Below are 23132 nucleotides of genomic sequence, written 5' to 3'. Positions count from 1 at the left end.
AGCGCACGGCACGCGCATCGGCCGCGCGCCTCACTGGGGCGGCCCCCACCACGGCAACGGTGGCCTGCCCCAGTGATCATCGGTGTCGGTACCGGTTCACTGCGGGCATGACATCACCGATGCCCCGGCGTGCCGCCCTGCGAGGAGCCGTGTTCGCGGTCACCGCGGGCGCAGTCGTCACCCCGACGGCGACCGCGGCCCCCGAATCGCGAGGCGGCGAGGCTCGCCCGTCCTTCACCGTGCGGGACAACAGGGGACGCCAGCGCGTCCTCGCCGACACGCGCCGTCCGCCGGTGATCATCGGCGGCACCGTGATCCCGGCCGAGCAGCGTCAGGGACCCGAGCACGGCACCTATCTGATCTTCAACGACGAGAACGGTTCCGAGCGCGGCGGCATCGTCGCGGGAGCGTCGGAAGCGAGCTTCTCCCTCGACTACGTCAACGCCCAGGCCATCACCCTGGGCACCAGGTGGCAGGGCGAGCACGGCGCGACCGCGTTGTTCTTCAAGCAGATGCCCGACCCGCGCCTGCCCGTCGGGCAGACACCTCCGATGCCCACCAGGGTCGAGCTGGTGTGGTCGACGGCGGACGGCGCGGTGCTCGCGCTCAACGACTCGAAGGGCAGGCCCCGGATCGTGCTCTCGGTGGACGCCCAGGACGTGCCGAGCATCCGCGTGCTGGACGAGAACGGTGCCGTCGTCAAGAGCTTGGCCTAGGACACCACCGACGTGCGCGACAGCAGGTCGATCGCCGCGTAGACGTGCCGCAGCGTCGGGGCAGGCACGCGGGTCAGCTCGGCGATCTCCACCACCGCGCCGATGATCGCGTCGATCTCCAGCCGTTTGCCGGCTTCGAGGTCCTGCAGCATCGACGTCTTGTGGTGCCCGACGCGGCGGGCGCCGTCGATGCGCTGGTCGATGGAGATCCGCGGGTCACAGCCCGCGGCCCGCGCGATGGTCAGGGTCTCGGCCATCATCTGCGCCACCAGGTCGCGGCTGTCCGAGTGGTCGCAGATCTCCACCATCGTCGCGCGGGTCAGGGCGCTCAACGGGTTGAACGCCACGTTGCCCATGAGCTTGATCCAGATGTCCTCGCGGACGTCCTTCTCGACAGGACACTTCAGCCCACCGGCGACCATGGCCTCGCTCAACGCGGCACAGCGCGGGGAAATGCTGCGATCCGGCTCGCCGATCGAGAACCGCGTGCCCTCCAGGTGCCGGATCACGCCCGGCGCCTCGATCTCGGTCGAGCAGTAGACGACACAGCCGATCGCCCGTTCCATCGGCAGCACGGCCGTGACCGAGCCGCCGGGGTCCACGGCCTCGATCCGTTGCCCTTCGAGGGGATGGCCCGTCAGGCCGTGGAAGTACCACCACGGGATCCCGTTCTGCGCCGCGATCACGGCCGTGTCCGGACCCAGCAGCGGGGCCAGCAGGTCGCCCGACGACGCGTACGAGTACGCCTTCAGGCCGAGGAACACGTAGTCGGCCTCGCCCACCTCGCGCGGATCGTCGGTCGCGTGTGGACGTGCGGTGAAGTCACCGCGCGGACTCAGCACCCGCACGCCGTGCTGCCGCATGGCGGCGAGGTGGGCTCCGCGCGCGATCAGGTCGACTTCCACGCCCGCACGATGCAAGGCCGCACCGACGTAGGCACCGATCGCTCCAGCTCCGAGAACAGCGATCTTCATGTCACGCCCCGCTCGCTCAAGGGTTGCACCTAGCAGGATTGCATACAGTATACGGACAACACGACCAGATCCCTACAAGTGCTTTTTGCATACCAAAAGCTGTATTCTGTCGCGCATGACCTCTTTGCCCAGTGGCCGCCGAGCCGCCAAGGGTTCGCTCAGCGCCGCGGCGAGCCGCCGGGTCGAACGGCCGGCACCGCTGCGACAGGCCGTCTACGACGCCCTGCTCGAGCTCATCGTCAACCGGACGCTCGCCCCCGGCCAGCACCTGGTCGAGGCCGAGCTCGCCGAGTACCTGGGCGTGAGCAGGCAGCCGGTGCGCGAGGCCCTCCAGCGGCTGCAGACCGACGGCTGGGTCGACCTCCGTCCCGCCCAGGGCGCGTTCGTGCACACACCGACCGAAGAGGAGGCCGACCAGCTGCTCGCCGTGCGCAGCGTGCTGGAGACCTACTCCGCCAAGCTCGCCGCCGAGCACGCCACCGCGTCCGACGTGAAGATGCTCAAGAGGCTGCAGAAGTCGGGCGAGGAGGCTCTCGTCACCGCCAACGTCGAACGCCTGGTCAAGGCGAACGCCGACTTGCACGCGGCCATCGCGGCGATCGGCCGCAACAAGGTCCTGTCCGAGATGATCGGACTGGTCGACCGCCGAGTCCGCTGGTACTACACCCCGATCGCCCGTCCACGCAGCGGTGACTCGTGGAAGGAGCACGCCGAGCTCGTCGCCGCGATCGCCGACGGTGACGTCGAGCGAGCGGGCGAGGTCATGCACCGTCACGCGGAGCAGACCCGGCAGACCTACCACGAGCACAGGACCCCGGAGACTTCAACCGAGAGTAATTGAGGCGTTACGCGCGGATCACCCTAAAACGGTCATTTGGTGCCACACGGGTGATCCGCGACACGATGGCCGAGGATTGCATACAAAACGCAGTATGCTGAATGGTGTCAGGGACGGGATCAAGAGGTACCCGAACCGGGTACCCACTGACTGAGACCCCGGCCGCAGCCCTGCACCTCCCGTACGACAGTGCCTGTTGAACTCTGGCCTGTTGGGCTCTTGCGCGCCTCGGGAGCGACCATCGACAGGAGGAACACCATGTCCCGCTTGAAGAACTTCGCGCGCTCGCTCACCCAGCCGCGTGGGGGCGCCTCCGCCGACGGCCGCGCGATCGGTCTCGGCCTGTCCACCGCGCTGAACGAGCAGCGCAAGGACTCCGAGGCCGTCGCGGCCGTGGCGAAGACGCTGCGCCCAGGCTTTGAGGGTAAGGACACGGACTCCGAGGGCCACACGATTCACGGCTGAGCGCCCTCGACACGCTGGGAACGCTGCGCTTCAGCCTCCTCCACGGCGGCACGGGCGGCCCGCCGGGAGGTGCGCAGGCTCCACACCGTGGTGATCGCCAGGGTCGCGACGATCACGCCGAGAGACACCACGATCGGAATCTCCGGAGCCCACGACACACCGTGGTGGTGCATCGCCTCGAAGATCAGCTTGAGCCCGATGAACGCGAGCACCACCGCGAGGCCCTTGCTGAGGTGCACCAGGCGATCCAGCAGACCGCCCACCAGGAAGAAGAGCTGGCGCAGGCCCATCAACGCGAACGCGTTCGCGGTCAGCACGAGGTACGGCTCCTTGGTGAGCCCGAAGATCGCCGGGATCGAGTCGACCGCGAAGAGCAGGTCCGTGGTGCCGACCGCGACCATGACGATCAGCAGTGGGCCGGCGCGCGGAAACACCTTCCGCACTGCGCGCAACGCGGCGTTCTCGGAGAACTCGGCTTCTTCGCTCTCGTTGTGCGCCAACAGTTTCCACGCGGTGTAGATGAGGAACGCACCGAAGACGTAGAAGAGCCAGTCGAACCGGGAGATCGCCTCGGCACCGACGGCGATGAAGATCGCGCGCAGCACCAGCGCCAGGAGGATGCCGACGATCAGCACCTTCTGCCGTTGTTCCCGCGGCACCGCGAACCGGGCCATGATCAGCACGAACACGAACAGGTTGTCGACGCTGAGGGAGTACTCGGTGATCCAGCCGGCGAAGAACTCGCCACCGTGCTGCCCACCGGCGAACAGCGCCACCCCGAGTCCGAAGAGGACGGCCAGACCGACGTAGAACAGGACCCAGCAGACCGACTCGCGAAACGTCGGTTCGCGGGGCTTGCGCACCACCAGGAAGAGGTCGAACGCGATCACGACGGCGAGTCCGCCCAAGGTCGCGATCCACACCCAGACAGGAAGATCCAGCATTCTCGCTCCTTCGGCGGAAGGTCAGCGGGCAGCGGCGGCACCCGAACGCGATTGACGCAGGCGAAGCGCGACGCGTTCGTGCAGCCACAGGAAGCCGATGGCCCAACCGAGGCTCACGATCCCCTGGTAGGCGAGGAAACCCGCCAGATCCGAGGGCAGCCGAGCCTGACCGGTGAGCACCAGGCCCACGGTGACCTCGTGCACCAGGCGCGCCAACGGGAACGCGACCAGCCAGTAGAGCGCCACGGGAGCGAAACGTCCGGCTGGGAGCCGGCCTGCCGCCACCAGCAGGCCGAACGCACCGCCGAACGCCCCGAGTGTCAGGCCGAGCGCCACCGTCGTGACCAGAGCCCACCCGAGCGGCTGGCCGACGAGCGCGGCCAGCCCTCCCGCGATGAGCCCGGCGGCGAGACCGACGAACGCGCCGGGGATTCCTTCACGGAACTGCGTCATCAGCCCACCACCACACCGAACTTGAAGAGGCTGAAGAACAGCATGCCCAGGTAGAACACCGCGCCGAAGCCGATGATGACGTTCGTGATCAGCTTGGGCCTGATGGGTTTGGGCAGCATCCGGTTGTTCACCAGCAGCAGCACCACGCAGTACGCGCCCATCGCGAACGTCGACAGGAACGCGAGCACGTCGAGGATCGCCCCGGGCCCGTCGGCCGGTCCGAACAGCAGGATCAGGATGCCGAAGGTGATGACACCCCAGAGGAATCCCGCGTAGAGGTGCGACATCCGGAACTTCTTGGCGCCGGGCACGAAGTGGTACGTCATGTCCGCCTGGCCGCGCGAGAACGAGTCGAAGAGACCCAGCGTGGCGTTGAGGCCGATCAACGCGATGAACCCGAGGAAGACCGCTCCCAGCACCGGTCCACCGGCTGACGCGAAGGCGTCCGACATGGCGTTGAGCGCAGCTTCGCGTTCACCGGACTCGATGAGCGCCTTGACGTCCGGCGAGGTGCGCGAGGCCGACTGCGCGAGGACCGTGAAAGAAACCGTGACGAGCATGGTGATGCCCCAGAAGAGCAGCAGGGCGTCGAACGTGACCCAGCGCCGCCAGCCCTTCCACTTCGCGAGCTCGGCGGAGTCCTCGGTGTCGAACATGAAGCCCCGGCTGGGCATCTTCTCCTCGTCGCCCGCGTGCCGCAGCCCGCGGACCTTCGGGATGTGCGCGCCCATGCCGGCACCGCTGTCGCGCAGGTGCAGCGTGTACCACATCTGCTGCATGCCGGACGGTCCGGCGAACGCGATCGAGCCGACGATGATCGGGAACCACTCCGGCGACATGGCCTGCGCCGGGAAGTACCCGAACTGGAACATGCCGGTCACGGTGCTGGTCAGGTCGCTCCACGTGCCGACCATCGCCGCCACCACCGCCGTGCTGACGACGAGCAGTCCGATGAGGATGGACAGCAGGTTCTCGAGCAGGTTGTAGATGACCTTGGCGAGGCTGAACAGGATCCCGACCAGGACGAGGCCGACGCACGCCGACACCGTCCAGGGTATACCGGTGATCTTCTCCAAGGCCGCCGCTCCCGCGGAGAGGTGGCCTGGCCAGATGTAGACGAGTACCGCGACCACGAAGAAGAACCACATGATCGGTTTGAACACGCGCGCGGCGCCGAAGAAGATGCTCTCCCCCGTCGCCATCGCGTACCTCGCCATCTCGAGCATGACGACGGCCTGCAGCGTCACGCCGATCAGGAAGAGCCACCTGATGTCCGGCCCGAAGACCAGCACCAGGCGGGGCCACATGTAGGACTCGCCCATGCCCACGCCCAGAGCCACCAGGAAGACGGTGGGGCCCAGCAGGTGAATCGACGGTGGTGCGTCGGGCAGTTTCCTGATGGGCATCGCTTCCAGCCTACCCGCGGGCCAGACACGTTCCCGAGAGAATTCAACACTGTCGGGTGGTGCTGACACTTCCGTGCGGGCGACCAGATTTGGATCATCCACGGTTAACAACCTCCAGAGGACCGGCTGTCTTCGTTGACCTCCCTGGCGGGTTCGCGACCGTGGGCGTGTCACGGTCGCGGACGGGCCATCTGTTCCTTGCTACAGAAGAACCCTGTTGCTACCCAAGCAGACCAGCGGCACGTGCCCACCGGTACTTCGCACCCAGCACTGCGACAGGTTTCTCCGTTGTGTACGGATACGCAACCACTCCGTTCCGGTACAGGTACTCGCTGGCCTCCTCCACCTGCACGTCGCCGGCGAGCGAGGCGACGACCGGCTTGTGGATGCCGTTCGCCCGGTACTCCTCCACGACGTCGACCACGAGCTTCGCGAACACCATCGGTGGCGTGACGATGGTGTGCCAGTAGCCCAGGATCAACGAGTGGATGCGGTCGTCCGCGAGTCCGAGCGCGATCGTGTTCCGGTACGTCGACGGCGGTTCCCCGCCGGTGATGTCGACCGGGTTGCCCGCCGCGCCGAACGGCGGGATGAACTTCCGGAACGCCGCGTCGAGGTCGTCCGGAATCGTCATGAGCGACAACCCGTTGTCCACACAGGCGTCCGAGAGCAGCACACCCGAGCCGCCCGCGCCGGTGATGATGACGACGTTCTCGCCCTTCGGCGTGGCCAGCAGCGGGATGCCGCGCGCGTACTCCAGCAGGTCGTTCAGGCCGGGTGCGCGGATGACACCGCTCTGCCTGAGGATGTCGTCGTAGACGCGGTCGTTGCCGGCCAACGCGCCGGTGTGCGAGCTCGCGGCCTTGGCACCTTGGTCGGTTCGCCCCGCCTTCAGGACGACGACCGGTTTCTTCGTCGACACCCGCTTGGCGGTTTCCGCGAACGACCGGCCGTCCTTGAGGTCTTCCAGGTGCATCGCGACGAGCTGGGTGTTCGGGTCCTGCTCGAAGAACGTCAGCAGGTCGTCCTCGTCGATGTCGGCCTTGTTGCCCACGCCGACGATCGCGGAGACGCCCATGCCCGCGGAACGGCTGAACCCGAGGATCGCCATGCCGATTCCGCCGCTCTGCGACGACAGCGCGACGCCGCCCTTGACGTCGTACGGCGTGCAGAACGTCGCCGAGAGGTTCTCCGGGGTGTAGTAGTAGCCGTAGATGTTCGGGCCGAGAATGCGCACGCCGTGCTTGCGCGCGATCGTGACGATCTCTTCCTGCAGCTCGACGTTGCCCGTCTCGCCGAAGCCGGACGGGATCATGATCGCGCCGGCGACACCCTTCCTGCCCACTTCCTCCAGGGCGGCGGGCACGAACTTCGCCGGGATCGCGAACACCGCGACGTCGACGTCTCCCGGGACGTCGGCGATGCTCGCGAACGCTTTCCGGTCCAGGATCTCGTCGGCTTTGGGGTTGATCGGGTGGATCTCGCCCTGGAACCCGCCGTTGACGAGGTTCTTCATCACCGAGTTGCCGATCTTGCCCTCTTCGTTCGAGGCACCGATCACGGCGACGGCGGCGGGCTTCATGATCCGGTTCATCGAGGCGAGGATCTCGTCCTGCGTGAACCGGTGCGGCTGCACGGCGGCGTTCTCGTCGACCAGGATCCGCACGTCGACCGCGGTGGCGCCACCGGGAGTGGCGAGCACCGGGTTGAGGTCGACCTCCGCGAACTGCGGGAAGTCCGTGACCAGGTCCGACACGCGGTGGATCAGGTCGGCGAGCTTCACGGTGTCGACGCCCTGCGCACCTCGCACACCGCGCAGGATCTCGGCGGCCGCGATGCCGTCGACCATCGACAACGCCTCGGACGTGCTGGTGGGCGCCAGCCGGAACGTGACGTCCTTGAGCACCTCGACCAGGACACCGCCGAGGCCGAACGCGGCGATCTTGCCGAACGTCTCGTCCGTCACCGCGCCCACGATGACCTCGTGGACGTCGTGGCCGGTCGGCAGTTGCTGCTGGACCTGGACACCGGTGATCTCGGCGTCCGCCTTGTGGTTGCGGGCGTTGTCGATGATCGTGCGGTAGCCCTCCGCCACTTCGGCGGAGTTGCGCAGCCCCACGAGGACGCCGCCGGCCTCGGTCTTGTGCAGGATGTCCGGTGAGACGATCTTGAGCACGACCGGGTAGCCGATCTCCTCGGCGAACGCGACGGCGCCCTCCGACGACTTCGCCAGCGCCTCGGCCGGGGTCGCGATCCCGTAGGCGTCGCAGACCCGCTTGCCCTCCGGCGCGGTGAGCGACGACCGTCCCTCCGCCCGCACCTTCGCGAGCACGTTCTCGACCGCGGCGCGGTCGTAGCCGTTGTCCGGCATGAGATCTCGTCTCCCTAGAGGTGTCAGATGACGCCGGCGGTGCGGAGTTCGGCCAGTCGTTCGGTGCTGTAGCCCAGCGCGCCGAGGACCTCGTCGTTGTGCTCACCGAGCAGCGGCGGGCGCTGTACCGGAACTTCCGAGTCGGAGAGCTTGAGCGGGTTGCCGACCGTCTTGAACGTGCCGCGCTCGGGGTGGTCGACCTCGACGACGATGCCGAGCTCGGCCAGGGTCTCGTCCTCGATGATCTCCTTTGTGGACAGAATGGGTCCGCACGGGATGTTGTGGGCGTTGAGCTTGTCCATCACCTCCCACTTGGTGTGCTTCTCCGTCCACTCCTCGATCAGCGCGAACGCCTTGTCCAGCTTGGAGAGCCGCACCTCCGGCGTCGCCCAAGCGGGGTCGTCGGCGAGCTCCGGTTTGCCGATCAGCTCGGTCAGCGGCTTCCACCCGACCGGCTGGATGATCACGTAGATGTAGTCGTTGGGGCCGCCGGGGGCGCAGCGCACCGCCCAGCCGGGCTGGCCACCACCGGAGGCGTTGCCGGAGCGGGGGACCTCGTCGGAGAACTGCTCGTTCGGGTACTCCCCCAGCGGCCCGTGGGCGAGCCGCTGCTGGTCGCGCAGCTTCACCCGGCACAGGTTGAGCACGGCGTCCTGCATCGCCACCTGGACGCGTTGCCCACGGCCCGTGTTCGTGCGTTGGTACAACGCGGCGAGGATGCCCGCCACGAGGTGGATTCCGGTACCGGAGTCGCCGATCTGCGCGCCGGTGGCGAGCGGCGGGCCTTCCTCGAACCCGGTGGTGCTCATCGAGCCGCCCATGGCCTGCGCGATCACCTCGTACGCCTTGAAGTCGGCGTAGCGGCCGGGCCCGAAGCCCTTGATGGAGGCGTAGATCAGCTCGGGGTTGAGCTCCTGGAGCTTCTCCCACGGGTAGCCGAACCGTTCGACGACACCAGGTCCGAAGTTCTCGACCAGGACGTCGACGTCGGCGATCAGCTTCTCGAAGACCTCCTTGCCCTCAGGAGCCTTCATGTTGAGGGTGATGCTCCGCTTGTTGCAGTTGAGCATCGTGAAGTAGAGACTGTCCACATCGGGCAGATCGCGCAGCTGGCCGCGCGTGATGTCGCCGCGTCCCGGCGTCTCCAGCTTGATGACGTCCGCACCCAGCCAGGCGAGCAGCTGGGTCGACGACGGTCCGGACTGCACGTGCGTCATGTCGAGGACTTTGACGCCTTCCAGGGCCTTGGCCATCTCGCTCACCTACTTGTACATCGTCTGGTTCATGGTTCCGGGCGCGTACACGTCGGGGTCGATCCACACGTTGATCAGCGACGGCTTGCCGGACTCGCGGGCGCGTTGCAGCGCTGGACCGATGTCCTTGGGGTCGCGCACTTCCTCGCCGTAGCCGCCGAGCATCTTGGCGAACTGGTCGTAGCGGACGTCGCCGAGCGTGTTGCCGACGCGCTCGCGTTCCAGGCCGTACTTCGCTGCCTGGCCGTAGCGGATCTGGTTCATCGACGAGTTGTTGCCGACGATGCCGACGAACGGCAGGTTGTAGCGGACCAGCGTCTCGAAGTCCCAGCCGGTGAGGCTGAATGCGCCGTCGCCGAACAGGGCCACGACCTCCTTGTCCGGCCTGGCCAGTTTCGCGGCCAGCACGAACGGGACGCCGACGCCGAGCGTCCCGAGTGGACCGGGGTCCATCCAGTGGCCTGGCGACTTCGGCTGCACGACCTGACCGGAGAACGTGACGACGTCGCCGCCGTCGCCGATGTAGACGGAGTCCTCGGTGAGGAAGTCGTTGATCTCGCTCACCAACCGGTACGGGTGGATCGGCATGTCGTCGGAACGCAGGTGTTCCAGGCGCTTCTGCCGGGCCTTCTCCTCGACGGCCTGCAGCTCCTCCAGCCACACCTTGCGGCCCATCGCGCCGTTGTCCTCGCGGCCGGAGGCGGCCTGCGTGACGGTGGACAGGACCAGGTCCGCGTCGCCGACGATGCCGAGGTCGACGTCGCGGTTCTTGCCGACCGTGCGGTAGTCGAGGTCGATCTGCACGACCGTCGCGTTCTGCGAGAGCCTGCGGCCGTAGCCCATCCGGAAGTCGAAGGGGGTGCCGACGATGACGATGACGTCGGCGTTGTCGAAGGCGTAGCGGCGGGAGAGCTGGAAGTGGTGCGGGTCGCCGGGAGGCAGGGTGCCGCGGCCCGCGCCGTTCATGTAGGCGGGGATGTTCAACGTCCGCACGAGCTCGATCGCCGAGTCCGTGGCGCGCGTCGTCCACACCTGGCTGCCCAGCAGGATCGCGGGTTTCTTCGCGTGCACCAACAGGTCCGCGAGCTTCTCGACGTCCCTAGGGTCACCAGCGCTGCGCGTGGACGCGCGGTAGTGGCCTGCCTGCGGGATGCGGGCCGTGCTCAGCGGCACCTTCGCGTCGAGGACGTCGCGCGGGATCTCCAGGAACGACGGGCCGGGCGCACCGGCGTTGGCCTCGCGGAACGCCATCGACACCATGTCCGCGATCCGCGCGGTGTGCGGGACGTTGGCCGCGAACTTGGTGATCGGCGTCATCATGTCGACGTGCGGGAGGTCCTGCAGTGAGCCCATCTTGTGCTGGCTCAGCGCACCCTGGCCGCCGATCAGCAGCATCGGGCTCTCCGCGCGGAACGCGTTGGCGACGCCCGTGACGGCGTCGGTGGTACCGGGACCCGCCGTGACGACGGCGCAACCGGGCTTGCCGGTGATGCGGGCGTAGCCGTCGGCCGCGTGTGCCGCGACCTGTTCGTGTCGTACGTCGACGACGGCGATGCCCTCGTCCACGCAGCCGTCGTAGATGTCGATGATGTGGCCGCCGCACAGCGTGAAGATGGTGTCGACACCCTCGGCTTTGAGCGCCTTGGCGACCAGATGCCCACCCGAGATCTGTTCCGGCTCCGCGGAAGTCGTCATCAGTGACCAGCTCCTCCCCAGCGCCGGCTGCAGCGCTCGACTGTAGATTGCATACCGTATGAGGTAGGCATATCGTTACTCCGCTATCAACCGGATGTCCAGAGATGGCCGCAAGTTTTCGGCGGAAGGACGCACACGGTGGATCTTTTCGAACATGAAGCGCGGGACCTCTTCGAGCGCCACGGAGTGCCCGTTCCGCGTGGTTTTGTGGCGGACACTCCTGAATCCGCGCGCGAGGCAGCCGCGAAGCTGGGCGGCACGGTCGTCGTCAAGGCTCAGGTGAAGACCGGCGGACGCGGCAAGGCGGGCGGCATCAAGCTCGCTTCGTCGCCCGACGAAGCTTTCGCCGCGGCCGAGGCCGTTCTGGGCATGGACATCAAGGGCCACACCGTGCACAAGGTGCTGGTGACCGAGGCGAGCGAGATCGCCGAGGAGTACTACCTGTCGTTCCTGCTCGATCGTGCCAACAGGACGTTCATCGGCATGGCGTCGGCCACCGGCGGCGTGGAGATCGAGGAGATGGCGGACTCCATCACTCGAATGCCCGCTTCGTCCTTCGACGCAGCTGCGGTGTTTCCACCGGAAATCGCGACGGAAGTGAACGCAGTCGCTTCCGCGTTGTGGAAGGTCTTCGTTTCCGAGGACGCGACACTCGTCGAAGTGAACCCGTTGGCGCGCACGAAGGACGGCCGGATCGTGGCGCTCGACGGCAAGGTGACGCTGGACGACAACGCGTCCTTCCGGCACTCCCGCACCGATTCGGGCGCGGAGGGTGACCCGTTGGAGGTGCGGGCGGCCGAGAAGGGCCTGAACTACGTCAAGCTCGACGGCACGGTCGGCGTCATCGGAAACGGCGCCGGTCTCGTCATGTCCACTTTGGACGTCGTGGCGCTGGCCGGGTGCCGCGCCCGCGAACTTCCTCGACATCGGTGGCGGCGCCTCGGCCCAGGTGATGGCCGACGGCCTCGACGTCATCCTCTCCGACCCGTCGGTGCGCAGCGTGTTCGTGAACGTCTTCGGCGGCATCACCGCGTGCGACGCGGTGGCCAACGGAATCGTGCAGGCACTGGGTCTCCTCGGCGACCGCGCCGACAAGCCGCTGGTCGTGCGGCTGGACGGCAACAACGCCGAGGCCGGCCACCGCATCCTCGACGAGGCACGACACCCGCTGATCACCGTGGCGCACACGATGGACGACGCGGCGGGCTGGGCCGCCGCGCTCGCCGGCGCCGGACAGGAGTCCTGATGGCGATCTTCCTCGACGAGCACAGCCGCGTGGTCGTGCAGGGCATGACCGGCTCGGAGGGCTCCAAGCACACCCGCCGCATGCTCGCGGCGGGCACGCAGGTCGTCGGCGGCGTGAACGCGCGCAAGGCAGGCACCTCAATGGGGTTCGACGACGTCACGCTCCCTGTGTTCGGCACGGTGGCCGAGGCGATGCGGGAGACCGGCGCGAACGTGTCGGTGCTGTTCGTGCCGCCCGCGTTCACGAAGGACGCCGTCATCGAGGCGATCGACGCCGGGATCGGGCTCGCGGTGGTGATCACCGAGGGCGTCCCGGTGCACGACACGGCACAGTTCTGGGCCCACGCCGAAGACTCGGGCACGCGGATCATCGGGCCGAACTGCCCCGGCATCATCAGCCCCGGCAAGTCGAACGCGGGCATCATCCCTGCGGACATCACCAAGCCCGGTTCGATCGGCCTGGTGTCGAAGTCCGGCACGCTGACCTACCAGCTGATGCACGAGCTGAAGGACTTCGGCTTCTCCACGTGCGTCGGCATCGGCGGCGACCCGATCGTCGGCACGACGCACATCGACGCGATCGCGGCGTTCGAGGCCGATCCGGAGACCGAGCTGATCGTGATGATCGGCGAGATCGGCGGTGACGCGGAGGAACGGGCGGCGGAGTTCGTGCGGGACAACGTCTCGAAGCCGGTGGTCGGCTACGTCGCCGGCTTCACCGCGCCCGAGGGCAAGACGATGGGCCACGCGGGCGCCATCGTCTCGGGGTCCTCGGGCACGGCGCAAGCCAAGAAGCAGGCCATGGAGGCGGTGGGGATCGAGGTCGGCAGGACGCCGTCCGAAACCGCCGCCCTGGCACGTGCCGTCCTGACTAGCTAGTGCACAAAGCCTTGTCCGCCACCGCGATGGCGGACGGCTGTGAGCCGGGCTGGTTCGTGTTGGTCACGACCGACACGGACCGGCCGTCGTCGGTGGCCAGCGTCAGCGAGTAGTGGCCGGTGGGCAACGATCCGTTGTGACCCCACGCCACTCCCCCGCACGTCAGCGGCACCTCGGCCAGCGCGAGGCCGTAGGAGCTGACCGTGCGGCGCATTTCCGCCAGCGCCGCCGGTGAGACGACCTGGCCGCCCAGCAGTGCCCGGTAGAACCGCCGGATGTCGTCCAAAGTGGATGACATCGCGCCGGCGGTGCTCCAGAACGACAGCTCCTGGCTGGTGGTCGCCTCGGTCCAGAAGAAGAACGGGCCCAGGCGGCCACCGATGTACCCGTTGAGGAACGGGGTGCTCAGCGCGCGATCCCCTGGCGCGGGGAAGGCGGTCTGCGTGAGGCCGAGCGGGCTGATGATCCGCTCGGTGATCACGGTGCCCGCCGGCTTCGCGGTGATCTTCTCGATCAGCAGGCCCAGCACCAGGTAGCCGACGTTGGAGTAGTTCAGCGCGGCACCGGGCGCGGACTGCGCGGGCTCGTCCATCGCGGAGCGGACCAGCTCGGCGAGGGAGAACGTGCCGTCCGGGTTCGCCCGTGCGTCACGCACGTCGCGAACGAGGCCGCTGGTGTGCTGCAGGAGCTGGCGGACGGTGATCACGTCGCCGTTGTAGTTGCCGCTGACGACACCGGGCAGGTACCGCGAGATCGGTGCGTCCAGCTCGACGCGGTGCTCGTCGACGAGCTGGAGGACCACCGCCGCGGTGAACGTCTTGGTCTGGCTGCCGATCCGGAAGTGGTCGGACGCGGTGATCGCGCGTTGTTCGTTGATCTTCCCGGTGCCCGCGGAGAGCGTGTACCGCGCGGTGTGCACGGCGACGCCCGGTCCTGCCTGGGCTGCGTACTGGTCGAGCACGGTCCGCACGGCGTCGTCGGCCTTCGCGGGCGCGACGCCGAGGAGCACGAACGCGCAGACCACGGCGGTGAGTCGCTTCACGAGGCCGCCTCCGCCGAGGTGCTCTTGTCGCCGATCACCGAGAGCGCCTGCTTCACGATCTTCAGCACGGCCTGCGCGCCCTCGACCAGTTTGATCAGGTTCTCGCCGCTCGCGAGCAGCTCACCGAGCTTGACCGCGATCTGCGCCCCGCACTCGACGGCGATCTGCACGCACTGCGGGATCGCCACGGCGATGCTCTGCCCGAACGTCGCCGGTGCCGCCGCGATCGCCTCGGTCATGATCGGCACGATCTTGCCGATCGCCTCGGTGATCAGCCGGGTCACCTCGGCGACGACCTGGGCGACCACCTCGCCCGCCTTGATCAGCGCGGTGGCGTTGGTCAGCGCGGTCTCGGCGACGGACAACACGCCGTCGGCGATCTCCTTGCCGGTCTTGGCGTAGTCGGTCGCGCTCTGACCGGACCAGCCGCTCGTCTCGCTGCTCGCCTTGGAGCTGTACTCCTCGGCCAGTGAGGTGGCGGACCTGGCCGCGTTCTGGAACTCGCTCGCACCCTGCCCGACGCCGTCCGGGTTGCCGCGCAACTGGTTCAGCGGCTCTTCGAGGAACGAGATCATCGGCGTGAGGAAGCCGACGCCCGCGCTGTCCAGTGCCTGCAACGGTTTGTCGTTCGAGCCGAGCCGGCTGATGTCGGCCTTGGGGGTGCCCGCGAGGCCCGAGGAGAGCCACTGGTCACCGGCGATGGCGTTCGTGGTGGTGCGGAGTTCGTTCAGCAGCGCGGCGATCGTGCCCGCGTCCGTCGTGGTGGCGGTCATCGGGCGGCCCCGGTGAGGTTCACGACGTTGTCGTCGTCGGTGCGCTGGTAGGTGTCGGCGGTCTGCCGCAGACCGGCGCCCACCTTGTCCATTGTGGATGCGACATGGGCGCAGGCCGCGAGCGTCTCCCCCATCGCCGCGCCCAGGCCCGAGGTCAGGAACTGCGCGAACGAGCCCAGCGAGTCCTGGCCGAGCTGGTCGGGGAGCTGCTTTCCGGTGGCGGACAACCGGTCCGCGCACCCGGCGAGCGTCGCGGCGTGACCGCGCAGCTGCTCGTGGTCGACGGTGAAGCTCATCGCACGGCCTCCGGGAGGTGTTTCGTGACCTGGTGCAGCGCGTCGCTCTCACCGAGGTAGTCCGCCATGATCTCGGTCATGCGGGCGCTCGCCAGCCGTTGCGCCTCCCGCGCGGTGCTGACGATCAGCACCGCGAGCGTGTCGACGTCGAGCTTGCGCGCCGCCGGCGTCAACGCGACGTCGCCGAGCACGCCACCGGCGTTCACCGTCACGGTGACCTCACCGCGTGGCGAGGTCGCGCTCGCCCCGACCTCCGCGAGACTCGCGCTCGCCGACCGCGCGCTGTACGCGACGCGTTCCAGGCGTTCCTGGTAGTCCGCCAGCCACTGTGCTGGATCCACTTTCTCCCCCTCTTCTAGGCTCGCGCCACTGCGGCGAGCTCACCGATCGCTCGAACCAGGTCGTTGTGCCGCACGGGATTCACGCTGACCCAGCCGTCCTCGCCCACGTCGACCCTGACCCGGCCACCGGCACCGTCCAACCAGGACACTTCTGCGCGCTGACCGCCGCGGACCACTCCGGCCTGTCCCTGCGCGACGACCTCGAAGTCGAGCCCGGCGCCGGGCGGCAGGGTGATCGGCATCAGTTGTGCGGGTTTCGCGTGCGGCACCAGCGCCACGAGCTCGTCGCCCAGCGTCTCGGCCTCGACGTGCGTCACCCGGACCGTGCTGCCGGACTGCGTGCACACGAGCGCGTCGTCGCCGTAGACCATCGCGACCGCGCCCGTGCCCGGCACGACGAGGTCCACCACGGCGGTGTGCTCGTGCAGCGCCGTCACCAGTTCCGCGGCCACGCCGACCGGTCCGTGCGCCTCGGCCAGCCCACGCGCCTGCAACGCGTGGCCCGCCTCGGACAGCAGCGCGGCCCGTTCGTCCGCGAGCCTGCCGAACGACGGCACGCGCAACGGGAACGGCCACCGCACCCCGGCGTGGGTGGCGAGCAGGTCCATCTCCACGAGGTCGAAGGCGATCATCGCGCCACCTGCCCGGCGTCGGCCTCGAGGTACGAGGTCCTGATCTGGGCGAGCATGTCCTGGAACTCCCGCACCTCGCGCTCGGCGGCCTTCACCTCGCCGGCGAGCCCGGAGCCCGCCTCCTTGAGCCGGTGCGACAGGTCACGGGCGGGCGGAGCGGTGCCGAGCAACGGCTGCCGCTCGGCGAGCCTGCTCGCGGTCGCCACCAGGTCACCGGTCAGCGCCGCGAGCCTGGTCAGGGTCTTGATCCGGTCCTGCAGCCGGTCCGGTGCGACCTCGAAGCCGGTCACGACTCCTCCCCGATGACCGCCGGAGACACCCGCTCGTTCACCGCGAACAGGTCGTGGTCGAGCGTCGGCATCTGGTTCTCGTGCGTCTGGTCGTCGTCCTTGCGCGCGGCACCGGGCGGTGGTGACGCCATCGCGTTGTTCTGGGCGGTCGCGCGGGTGTCCGCGGTGAACGGACCGGTCGCGGTCAGGCCGGCGTGCGGGCCGGTGACACCGGTGCGCAGGCCGGGGCTGAGCGGCTGACCGACCTGCTGGCTGACCGGGGTGGCGGCGCCGATCACCGGGCCTCTGGTGCCGCTCACGAGGCGTTGCCACGGGACGCCGCCGGAGCTCGGGGTTTTCACGGCCGGTGCGGCAGGGCGCGGTGACGGAGCGGCCTGCGGGACGTTGGCGCGGGCGTCGTCGATGAGGCGGCCGCTGCCGTTCAGACTCGACTCGTAGGTCTGCATCGTGCGGACGGCCTGCTGTTTCTGCTGGTCGGCCGCGGCGGCGCCGAAGTAGAAGTAGAAGCCCGAGGTGCCGGCGGGCACGGTGGGGGCGCTCGGCAGGGACATCGGAGCCGGTGCGCTCGGCAGCGTGAACGGAGCGAACGTGGTGGGCGTGAACGCTGCGGGCGCGGTCGGCAAGGCGAACGGCGCGGCCGCGGGTGCCGTCGGCAAGGCGAACGGCGCAGGCGCGGTCGGCGAGCCCAACGGCGTCGGCGCAGTCGGCAAGGCCAACGCTGTCGGCGTCGTCGTCCCGTCCGGCGGCGGTGGCATCGCGGCCCGCGCCGCCGCCAGCGCGTCGGCGGAGTCCTGCGCGGCCCGCTGTCCCGCCGCGCACAGTGCGCTGATCTTCTCGATCCGCTCGGCCAGCGCGGCCAGCCGGGCTCCTGCCTCCTCCGCGGCCGCGCCGGTCCACCCGTCGAGCAACGCGGTCCGTTGCTCGCGCAGCACCTCGGCGTGCGTGTCCAGCGCGGCGCGGTGGCGCGTCCACTCGTCGGCGACCGTGCTCACGTCGGCGACGTCGGCGTCCTGCCACAGCATCCGGTGCAGCTCTTCGTGGCTGTACGCCTCCCAGTTGATCTGGCTCGGCGGTGACTCGTTGCCTGACACCCCTGTGTTCCCTCCCTCGTCCGGCCCGGCAAACGATCACAGCCGAACCGAACGAGGGACCAGGCCACCCGACCGGCCACCTGTGGCCGGTACCGGTGATCAGCGCAAACGTGCGAAGTGCTCCTGCAGCCGCGCGTGCCGGAACTGGTAGACCGCACCCGCGCGCCGCAGCACGCCACGCCGGTAGGCGTCGTCGAGGAACGCCGGCAACCGCCACGGCAGGCGCCCGGTCAGCGGTAACCAGAGGCGCGCGAACAGCACCCACTGGCCCCACGCGGTCAGGCTCAGCCCGTAGGCCAGGCCACCCCCGGCACCTCCGACGACCCCGATCAGCAACGCCGTCGCGGGACTCCAGGCGACCTCGAACCGCAGGACGACCAACCCGCTGATGACGACTCCGGTCGCAGCCACGACGAACAGCGCGAACAGGGGAACCGTCACCGCGCCCAGCACGAGCACGGCACGCCGGTTGACCGCCAGCAGTTCGTCCGGACCGCCCGCCGAACGCACGTCCAGCGGTGCCTCCAACGCGGCGATGACGGCGAAGACCAGTCCGGCTCCGAGCCCGAACACCAGGGCGAACACACCGACGTCGACCAGCACCCCTGCCGTCATCACGGAACCGGGGGTGGCCAGCCAGAACGCCATCGCCCGCACCAGGCCGTAGCCGGCACCGACCGTTGCGCCGAACGCCAGCCCGAGCAGGCCTCGCGACCACACCCGCGTGGTGGCACGGCCGCGCAGCCGCAGTCGTGTGCGCACGGGTTCCAGCGGCGCCGTCCGGGCCGCGTGCCAGTGCGCCACACCGAAGATCAGGCCGGTGACCAGTCCGATCATCGCCGCGAACAGCACTCCCCTGGTGGTCAGGGCACCGACCACGGGGGTTTCGAGCAGCAGGTCCGCCAGGCCGACGGCGAGCCCGACGCCCACTCCGGTGACCTTCGACGACGTGCCGAACCGCCACCACTCGACGTCGTGCGTCCCCAGCTCGGTCAGATGATCGGCGAGATGGCCGAGCCACGGCCGCACGCGTTCGGCGTCGGTCCCGTAGACCGCGGGCACGAAGCTGCTGAGCAGGTGCCGTTCGATCTCGTCGGCGTCGTGGAACCGCAGCAGCTCAGCCGGGTCGTGGTCAGGGGTGTCGCTGTAGATGCGCCGCGCGAGCGCCACCATCAACGGTGTGACCAGCACCTTCGCCAACGGCCCACCGTCGCGCACCTCGTCGAGCACCGGCTTCCACACCTTCTTGCGCGTGGTTCGTGGCAGGTAGTCAGCTAAATCGTCGGACGTCAGGTCGGCCACCACCACCGCGGCCGCCGAGGTCAGCACGTCCGTGCCCTCAACCGCGTCGCGGTACTCGTCCACACGACTGGTGAGCAGCAACGGCAGAGTGGTGGTGTTCAGCGCGTTGAGCGCCGGTCGGTGCAATCCGGCGGCGATCTCGTCGAACCCGTCCAGCACGGGCAGCACCCGTTGCGCGTCGACGAGCGCCGCGGCGACCGTCCCGCCGCTGGGCCCCGGCGCCTCGAGGAACGGGTGGTCGCGGATGAGCTGCTCGGCCATCCAGTCGCGCAGCCCGATCCGTTCCGGGTGCCACGACCCGAGGCTGAAGATCACCGGTACCGGGTCGGTCGTGTCCCGCGCCTTGAGCAGGTCGAGAACGAACCGCGTGGTCAGCACGGTCTTCCCGGCTCCCGCGCGTCCCAGGACCACGAGCCGCCGCGACCCGACCTTCCGGTAGACCTCGACGACCTGGTCCAACCGCCCGCCGAGGTCGGCCTCTCCGCCGATGTTGAGCCAGCTGTCCTGCAGCTCCGCAGGTGCCCCGTCCCACCGCACGGGCAGTGGCACCGGGTCGTGGATCTGCCGCTGCTCCTCTTCCCTCCGCCAGCGCGCCTCGACCGCGACCTTCAACGTCTCCGCGGCCTCGGCCAGCGGGTCGAACCGCACCGGCTCGGCCTGGACCGGCTCGTCACGTCCGGCGGCGGCGAAGAACTCGGCCCGCTCGGCCCCGGTCAGCCCGAGCGCGCCAGCCAGCGCCCGCATGGTCTCGACGTTCGGATTGGTCCGCTCGCCGGTCTCCAACCCGCGCACCGTTCGGATTCCTACGCGGGCACGATGGGCCAACGCTTCCTGGCTCAACCCCGCCTGCCGCCGCAACTGACGCAACAGCACGCCGAACTGGCTGGTCACGCCGCCCCCTTGGTCCCGAATGATCAACACCTTATCGACGGACCTGAGACCGCTGCACGGATTCCGCCGCAGGAGGAAGATCGATCACGTGCTGACCCAGTGGCTCCACACCATCCCACCGGTGCTGGTCTACGTCGTCGTAGGGCTGGTGGTCGGCATCGAGAGCATCGGCATCCCGCTGCCGGGCGAGATCGTCCTCGTCACGGCGGCGTTGATGGCCTCGCACCACGACGGCATCTCACCGGTCGTCGTCGGCGCGGTCGCGTCCGCGGGGGCGATCATCGGCGACAGCACCGGTTACGCGCTGGGCAAACGGTTCGGGCCGCGCGTGTTCGGATGGGCGGGCGAGAGGTTCCCCCGTCACTTCGACGCCGAGAAGGTCGATCGCGCCCAGGCGCTGTTCGAACGGCACGGCGCCTGGGCGGTCTTCTTCGGCCGGTTCGTGGCGTTGCTGCGGATCCTGTCCGGTCCGCTCGCCGCCACGATGGGCATGCACTACGGGAAGTTCCTGCTGGCCAACGCGGCTGGCGGCATCGCGTGGGCCGGCGGCACGACCGCTGTCGTCTACTTCGTCGGCGAGGCGGCCGAGCACTACCTCGCCGAGTTCTCGTGGATCGCGTTGCTGGTCGTGCTGCTCGCGGTGATCGCGTTCAGCGTCCGAGCCCGGCTCCGCCGTTCACCCCGATGACCTGCGCGGTGATGTGCCCGGCCTCCGGTGAGGTCACGAACGCCACCGCCGCGGCGATGTCCGCGGGCGTGCCCGCGCGGCCGTTCGCCGGGTTGCCGACGAGCTTCTTGCGCCGCTCCTCGCTGAGCGTTCCACCGAAGAACTCGGTGTCCTGGGTGACGCCGGGTGACACCACGTTGACCGTGATCCCCCGCGCTCCCACCGCGAACGCGAGGTCGGCCGTCCACGCCTCGACCGCCGCCTTCGCCGCGCCGTAGGCACCCGAACCGCGCCGGCCCGCGATCGAGCCGATGGTCACCACGCGCGCGTTGTCGGCGAGCCGCGGCTCCAGCGCGGTGGTCACGAGGACGGCGCTGACCACGTTGGACTCGTAGTTGGCGAGCCACAGGTTCCGCACGTCCGCCAGGTTCTCCGGCGCGGGCAGCCGCCGGGTCATGTTGCCGCCCGCGTTGTTCACCAGGACGTCCACCTGCGCCGGCAGATCGCTCAACGCCGCCTGGACCGCGTCCGGATCGGCCGCGTCGAACACCACCGCCCGCGCGCCGATCTCCTCGGCCGCCGCCTTCAGGACGTCCTCCCGCCTGCCCGTGATCACCACGTCCAGACCCTGCTCCACGAGCCGGGCCGCCACCGCTTTGCCGATGCCCGTGCCGCCGCCGGTCACCACTGCTGTTCGCGTCATGCGATCTTTGATAACAGCCGAATACACGCAGGTCGATCGGCCTGTTGGCCGACCGCGGTTCACGTCTGTGACTAGGCTGTTCAGACCCGATCCGACTGGGGAGAAAACATGGCTACACACGTTCTCGAAACAGACAAAGCGGCCATCACCTACGACGTGCACGGCGAGGGCGGCCGCCCGTTGATGATGATCGGCCAGCCCATGGACGCCAGCGGCTTCACCGCCCTGCGCGCTCAGTTCCCCGACCGCACCGTGATCACCTACGACCCGCGCGGCCTCGGCCGCAGCACGAGATCCGACGGCCGCACGGACAACACGCCCGAGACGCAAGCCGCGGACGTGCACGCGGTGATCGAGGCCGTCGGCGGTCCGGTCGACCTCTTCGCGTCCAGCGGTGGCGCGGTCACGGCGCTGGAGCTCGTGGCGTCCTACCCGAACGACGTCGTCACGCTCGTCGCGCACGAGCCGCCGATCATCGACGTGCTGCCGGACGCGCCGGCCGCCCGCCGTGCCCGCGACGGTTTCATCGAGGCCTACCAGGCCAAGGGATCGGGCTCGGGCATGGCCGCGTTCATGCAGATGAGCTCTTGGCAGGGCGAGTACACCGACGAGTACTTCGCCCTGCCCGCACCGGATCCCGCGCAGTTCGGCATGCCGGCCGAGGACGACGGCAAGCGCGACGACCCGTTGCTGAGCACCCGGTCGCTCGCGATCACCGACTACTACCCGCGGGTCGACGCGCTGAAGGCCGCGCCCACGCGCATCGTGATCGCGGTCGGCGAGGAGACGGGCAACGCGTTCACCGCGCGCACCGCCTTGTACACCGCGAAGCTGCTCGGCCAGGAGGCGGTCGTCTTCCCCAGCCACCACGGCGGGTTCATGGGCGGCGAGTTCGGCTGGGCGGGCAAGCCGGAGGAGTTCGGCGCGAAGCTGCGCGAAGTCCTCGGCTGAGTCACCGCAGGAACGCCTCGATCACCTCGGCCACGCGCAGACCGCTTTCGAAGTTCGCCAGGTCGTGCGGGTGCTCACCCCGCACGGCCTGGGCGAACAGCGTGAGCCGCGAGTAGTCCGAACCGGTCTGCTCCAACGGCACCGGCTCCCACGGTCCACCGTCCGAAGTGGACAGCAAAGCCCACTGGTCGAGCCGCAGCGACCGTTCCGTGCCCCACACCGTCCACTCGTAGATCTCGGGACCCGCCAGCCCGGAGAACGCGGACACGTGCACCGGCACCCCGTTGCCCCGCAGCACTCCGCGTGCCGCGACCTCCGCGGCACCCGGCTCGGGGAAGTCCGCCGACACCGACTCGACCGTCAGCGGTCCGAGCAGCCGGTCGGTCAGGTACACGAAGTGCGACAACACCTCGCGGACGAACCCGCCCTGCTCGTTGCGCGCGAGCCAGGCCGCCTCCGCCTGGAACGCTCGGGGCCAGCGCGGGAACTGCAGCCGGATCTCCACGCCCCGCAGCGTTCCCAGCTCCGGCAGCCGTCGTTCGATCTCCAGCGTCGCGACCATGTCCGACAACGCGAAGTTCACCGCGTTGGGGCGTCCCCGGGCGGCGGCGGCCAGCGCGCGGGCCTCGCCGAGGTCCACGGCGAGCGGCTTCTCGCAGAACACTGCCTTGTCCGCCTCGAACGCCTTGAGCACCAGGGAGGCGTGCGAGGCCGGTGGCGTCGAGACGTACACGGTGTCCACATCGGACAGGACCTCGTCCAGCGAGGTCACCACGGGGACGTCGAGCGATCGGGGTGCCACGTCGACGCCAGCCACCACCGTGTAGCCCGGATGTGCCTGCGCCGCCGCCAGCATCCGGGTGCCCATGGCACCCAGGCCGACGACGGCGAGGCGAATCGGATCAGCGATCATG

At 69.1% G+C, this 23132-nt stretch carries 23 protein-coding genes and 1 pseudogene; 7 read left to right on the top strand and 17 right to left on the bottom strand.

The genetic code is table 11. The features are described from left to right. The first annotated feature begins 107 nt into the window (after positions 1-107). Complete coding sequence (locus tag AOM45_RS32900) at positions 108-716, top strand: hypothetical protein (RefSeq protein WP_156093995.1); 609 nt, start codon at positions 108-110, stop codon at positions 714-716. On the opposite strand, the gene AOM45_RS32895 is transcribed toward AOM45_RS32900, so the two are convergent. Then, complete coding sequence (locus AOM45_RS32895) at positions 713-1690, bottom strand: 2-dehydropantoate 2-reductase (RefSeq protein WP_030469300.1); 978 nt, start codon at positions 1688-1690, stop codon at positions 713-715. The two genes, AOM45_RS32900 and AOM45_RS32895, sit on opposite strands and share 4 nt — an antisense overlap. A gap of 115 nt (positions 1691-1805) precedes the next feature. Between AOM45_RS32895 and AOM45_RS32890 the strand changes: the two genes are divergently transcribed. Together AOM45_RS32890 and AOM45_RS32885 are read left to right on the top strand one after the other, a co-directional pair. Continuing rightward, entirely contained in the window at positions 1806-2531 is a 726-nt protein-coding gene (locus AOM45_RS32890) for a GntR family transcriptional regulator (RefSeq protein ID WP_030469301.1), read from the top strand. Between the two features lie 255 nt (positions 2532-2786). Then, positions 2787-2993, top strand: coding sequence for a hypothetical protein (locus AOM45_RS32885; protein WP_030469302.1), 207 nt, complete (start codon positions 2787-2789; stop codon positions 2991-2993). Here the strand turns inward: AOM45_RS32885 and AOM45_RS32880 are convergent. The 6 genes from AOM45_RS32880 to AOM45_RS32855 form a co-directional block, all read right to left on the bottom strand. Then, positions 2984-3934, bottom strand: a complete 951-nt coding sequence (locus AOM45_RS32880; protein ID WP_051783964.1) for a TerC/Alx family metal homeostasis membrane protein — start codon at positions 3932-3934, stop codon at positions 2984-2986. The two genes, AOM45_RS32885 and AOM45_RS32880, sit on opposite strands and share 10 nt — an antisense overlap. Positions 3935-3958: 24 nt before the next feature. Continuing rightward, on the bottom strand, positions 3959-4390 hold the full coding sequence (locus AOM45_RS32875; protein WP_051783952.1) for a hypothetical protein: 432 nt from the start codon (positions 4388-4390) through the stop codon (positions 3959-3961). Continuing rightward, positions 4390-5796 carry an Nramp family divalent metal transporter gene (locus AOM45_RS32870; RefSeq protein WP_081902304.1) on the bottom strand — a complete coding sequence of 469 codons (1407 nt, stop codon included), beginning with the start codon at positions 5794-5796 and terminating at the stop codon, positions 4390-4392. Before AOM45_RS32870 ends, AOM45_RS32875 begins: the two co-directional genes overlap by 1 nt. A gap of 220 nt (positions 5797-6016) precedes the next feature. Next, the gene (locus AOM45_RS32865; protein ID WP_030469306.1) at positions 6017-8167 is read right to left on the bottom strand and encodes an acetate--CoA ligase family protein; all 2151 of its coding nucleotides are present in this window, start codon (positions 8165-8167) and stop codon (positions 6017-6019) included. Between the two features lie 23 nt (positions 8168-8190). Next, on the bottom strand, positions 8191-9420 hold the full coding sequence (gene frc / locus AOM45_RS32860; RefSeq protein WP_030469307.1) for a formyl-CoA transferase: 1230 nt from the start codon (positions 9418-9420) through the stop codon (positions 8191-8193). Between the two features lie 9 nt (positions 9421-9429). Next, positions 9430-11115, bottom strand: a complete 1686-nt coding sequence (locus AOM45_RS32855; protein WP_030469308.1) for a thiamine pyrophosphate-binding protein — start codon at positions 11113-11115, stop codon at positions 9430-9432. Between the two features lie 138 nt (positions 11116-11253). On the opposite strand from AOM45_RS32855, the pseudogene sucC reads away from it, so the two are divergent. Next, a pseudogene (sucC, locus tag AOM45_RS32850) lies at positions 11254-12361 on the top strand (ADP-forming succinate--CoA ligase subunit beta). Continuing rightward, complete coding sequence (sucD, locus tag AOM45_RS32845; RefSeq protein WP_030469309.1) at positions 12361-13239, top strand: succinate--CoA ligase subunit alpha; 879 nt, start codon at positions 12361-12363, stop codon at positions 13237-13239. The pseudogene sucC and the gene sucD overlap by 1 nt, the downstream one beginning before the upstream one ends. Here the strand turns inward: sucD and AOM45_RS32840 are convergent. The 8 genes from AOM45_RS32840 to AOM45_RS32805 all read right to left on the bottom strand — a co-directional run bounded on the left by AOM45_RS32840 (position 13232) and on the right by AOM45_RS32805 (position 19897). Next, positions 13232-14281 (bottom strand): serine hydrolase domain-containing protein, encoded by a 1050-nt coding sequence (locus AOM45_RS32840; RefSeq protein ID WP_035911286.1) that lies wholly within the window; start codon positions 14279-14281, stop codon positions 13232-13234. The two genes, sucD and AOM45_RS32840, sit on opposite strands and share 8 nt — an antisense overlap. Beyond that, complete coding sequence (locus AOM45_RS32835) at positions 14278-15054, bottom strand: hypothetical protein (RefSeq protein WP_030469311.1); 777 nt, start codon at positions 15052-15054, stop codon at positions 14278-14280. Before AOM45_RS32835 ends, AOM45_RS32840 begins: the two co-directional genes overlap by 4 nt. Next, positions 15051-15350 carry a type VII secretion target gene (locus AOM45_RS32830; RefSeq protein WP_030469312.1) on the bottom strand — a complete coding sequence of 100 codons (300 nt, stop codon included), beginning with the start codon at positions 15348-15350 and terminating at the stop codon, positions 15051-15053. The genes AOM45_RS32835 and AOM45_RS32830 overlap by 4 nt, the downstream gene beginning before the upstream one ends. Then, positions 15347-15691: a YbaB/EbfC family nucleoid-associated protein gene (locus AOM45_RS32825; protein WP_030469313.1), complete on the bottom strand. Its 345-nt coding sequence runs from the start codon at positions 15689-15691 to the stop codon at positions 15347-15349. The genes AOM45_RS32830 and AOM45_RS32825 overlap by 4 nt, the downstream gene beginning before the upstream one ends. A gap of 14 nt (positions 15692-15705) precedes the next feature. Then, complete coding sequence (locus AOM45_RS32820; protein ID WP_030469314.1) at positions 15706-16323, bottom strand: ESX secretion-associated protein EspG; 618 nt, start codon at positions 16321-16323, stop codon at positions 15706-15708. Next, positions 16320-16613, bottom strand: coding sequence for a hypothetical protein (locus AOM45_RS32815; protein WP_051783953.1), 294 nt, complete (start codon positions 16611-16613; stop codon positions 16320-16322). The genes AOM45_RS32820 and AOM45_RS32815 overlap by 4 nt, the downstream gene beginning before the upstream one ends. Continuing rightward, on the bottom strand, positions 16610-17704 hold the full coding sequence (locus tag AOM45_RS32810; RefSeq protein ID WP_035911289.1) for a hypothetical protein: 1095 nt from the start codon (positions 17702-17704) through the stop codon (positions 16610-16612). Before AOM45_RS32810 ends, AOM45_RS32815 begins: the two co-directional genes overlap by 4 nt. Positions 17705-17803: 99 nt before the next feature. Beyond that, positions 17804-19897, bottom strand: coding sequence for a helix-turn-helix domain-containing protein (locus AOM45_RS32805; RefSeq protein WP_030469317.1), 2094 nt, complete (start codon positions 19895-19897; stop codon positions 17804-17806). A gap of 88 nt (positions 19898-19985) precedes the next feature. Between AOM45_RS32805 and AOM45_RS32800 the strand changes: the two genes are divergently transcribed. Further along, positions 19986-20585: a DedA family protein gene (locus tag AOM45_RS32800; protein WP_030469318.1), complete on the top strand. Its 600-nt coding sequence runs from the start codon at positions 19986-19988 to the stop codon at positions 20583-20585. On the opposite strand, the gene AOM45_RS32795 is transcribed toward AOM45_RS32800, so the two are convergent. Further along, positions 20548-21267 carry an SDR family NAD(P)-dependent oxidoreductase gene (locus AOM45_RS32795; RefSeq protein WP_030469319.1) on the bottom strand — a complete coding sequence of 240 codons (720 nt, stop codon included), beginning with the start codon at positions 21265-21267 and terminating at the stop codon, positions 20548-20550. The two genes, AOM45_RS32800 and AOM45_RS32795, sit on opposite strands and share 38 nt — an antisense overlap. A 108-nt stretch (positions 21268-21375) precedes the next feature. On the opposite strand from AOM45_RS32795, the gene AOM45_RS32790 reads away from it, so the two are divergent. Next, entirely contained in the window at positions 21376-22218 is an 843-nt protein-coding gene (locus tag AOM45_RS32790; protein WP_030469320.1) for an alpha/beta fold hydrolase, read from the top strand. Between the two features lies 1 nt (position 22219). Here AOM45_RS32790 and AOM45_RS32785 read toward each other — a convergent pair whose 3' ends face one another. Beyond that, the gene (locus tag AOM45_RS32785; protein ID WP_030469321.1) at positions 22220-23131 is read right to left on the bottom strand and encodes a Gfo/Idh/MocA family protein; all 912 of its coding nucleotides are present in this window, start codon (positions 23129-23131) and stop codon (positions 22220-22222) included. Between the last annotated feature and the right edge of the window lies 1 nt (position 23132).

Source organism: Lentzea aerocolonigenes (assembly GCF_000974445.1).
In the GTDB taxonomy this organism is placed as follows: Bacteria; Actinomycetota; Actinomycetes; order Mycobacteriales; family Pseudonocardiaceae; genus Lentzea; species Lentzea aerocolonigenes.
Note: the sequence above shows the minus strand (reverse complement) of the source record. Positions and strands in the feature narration are given on the sequence as shown.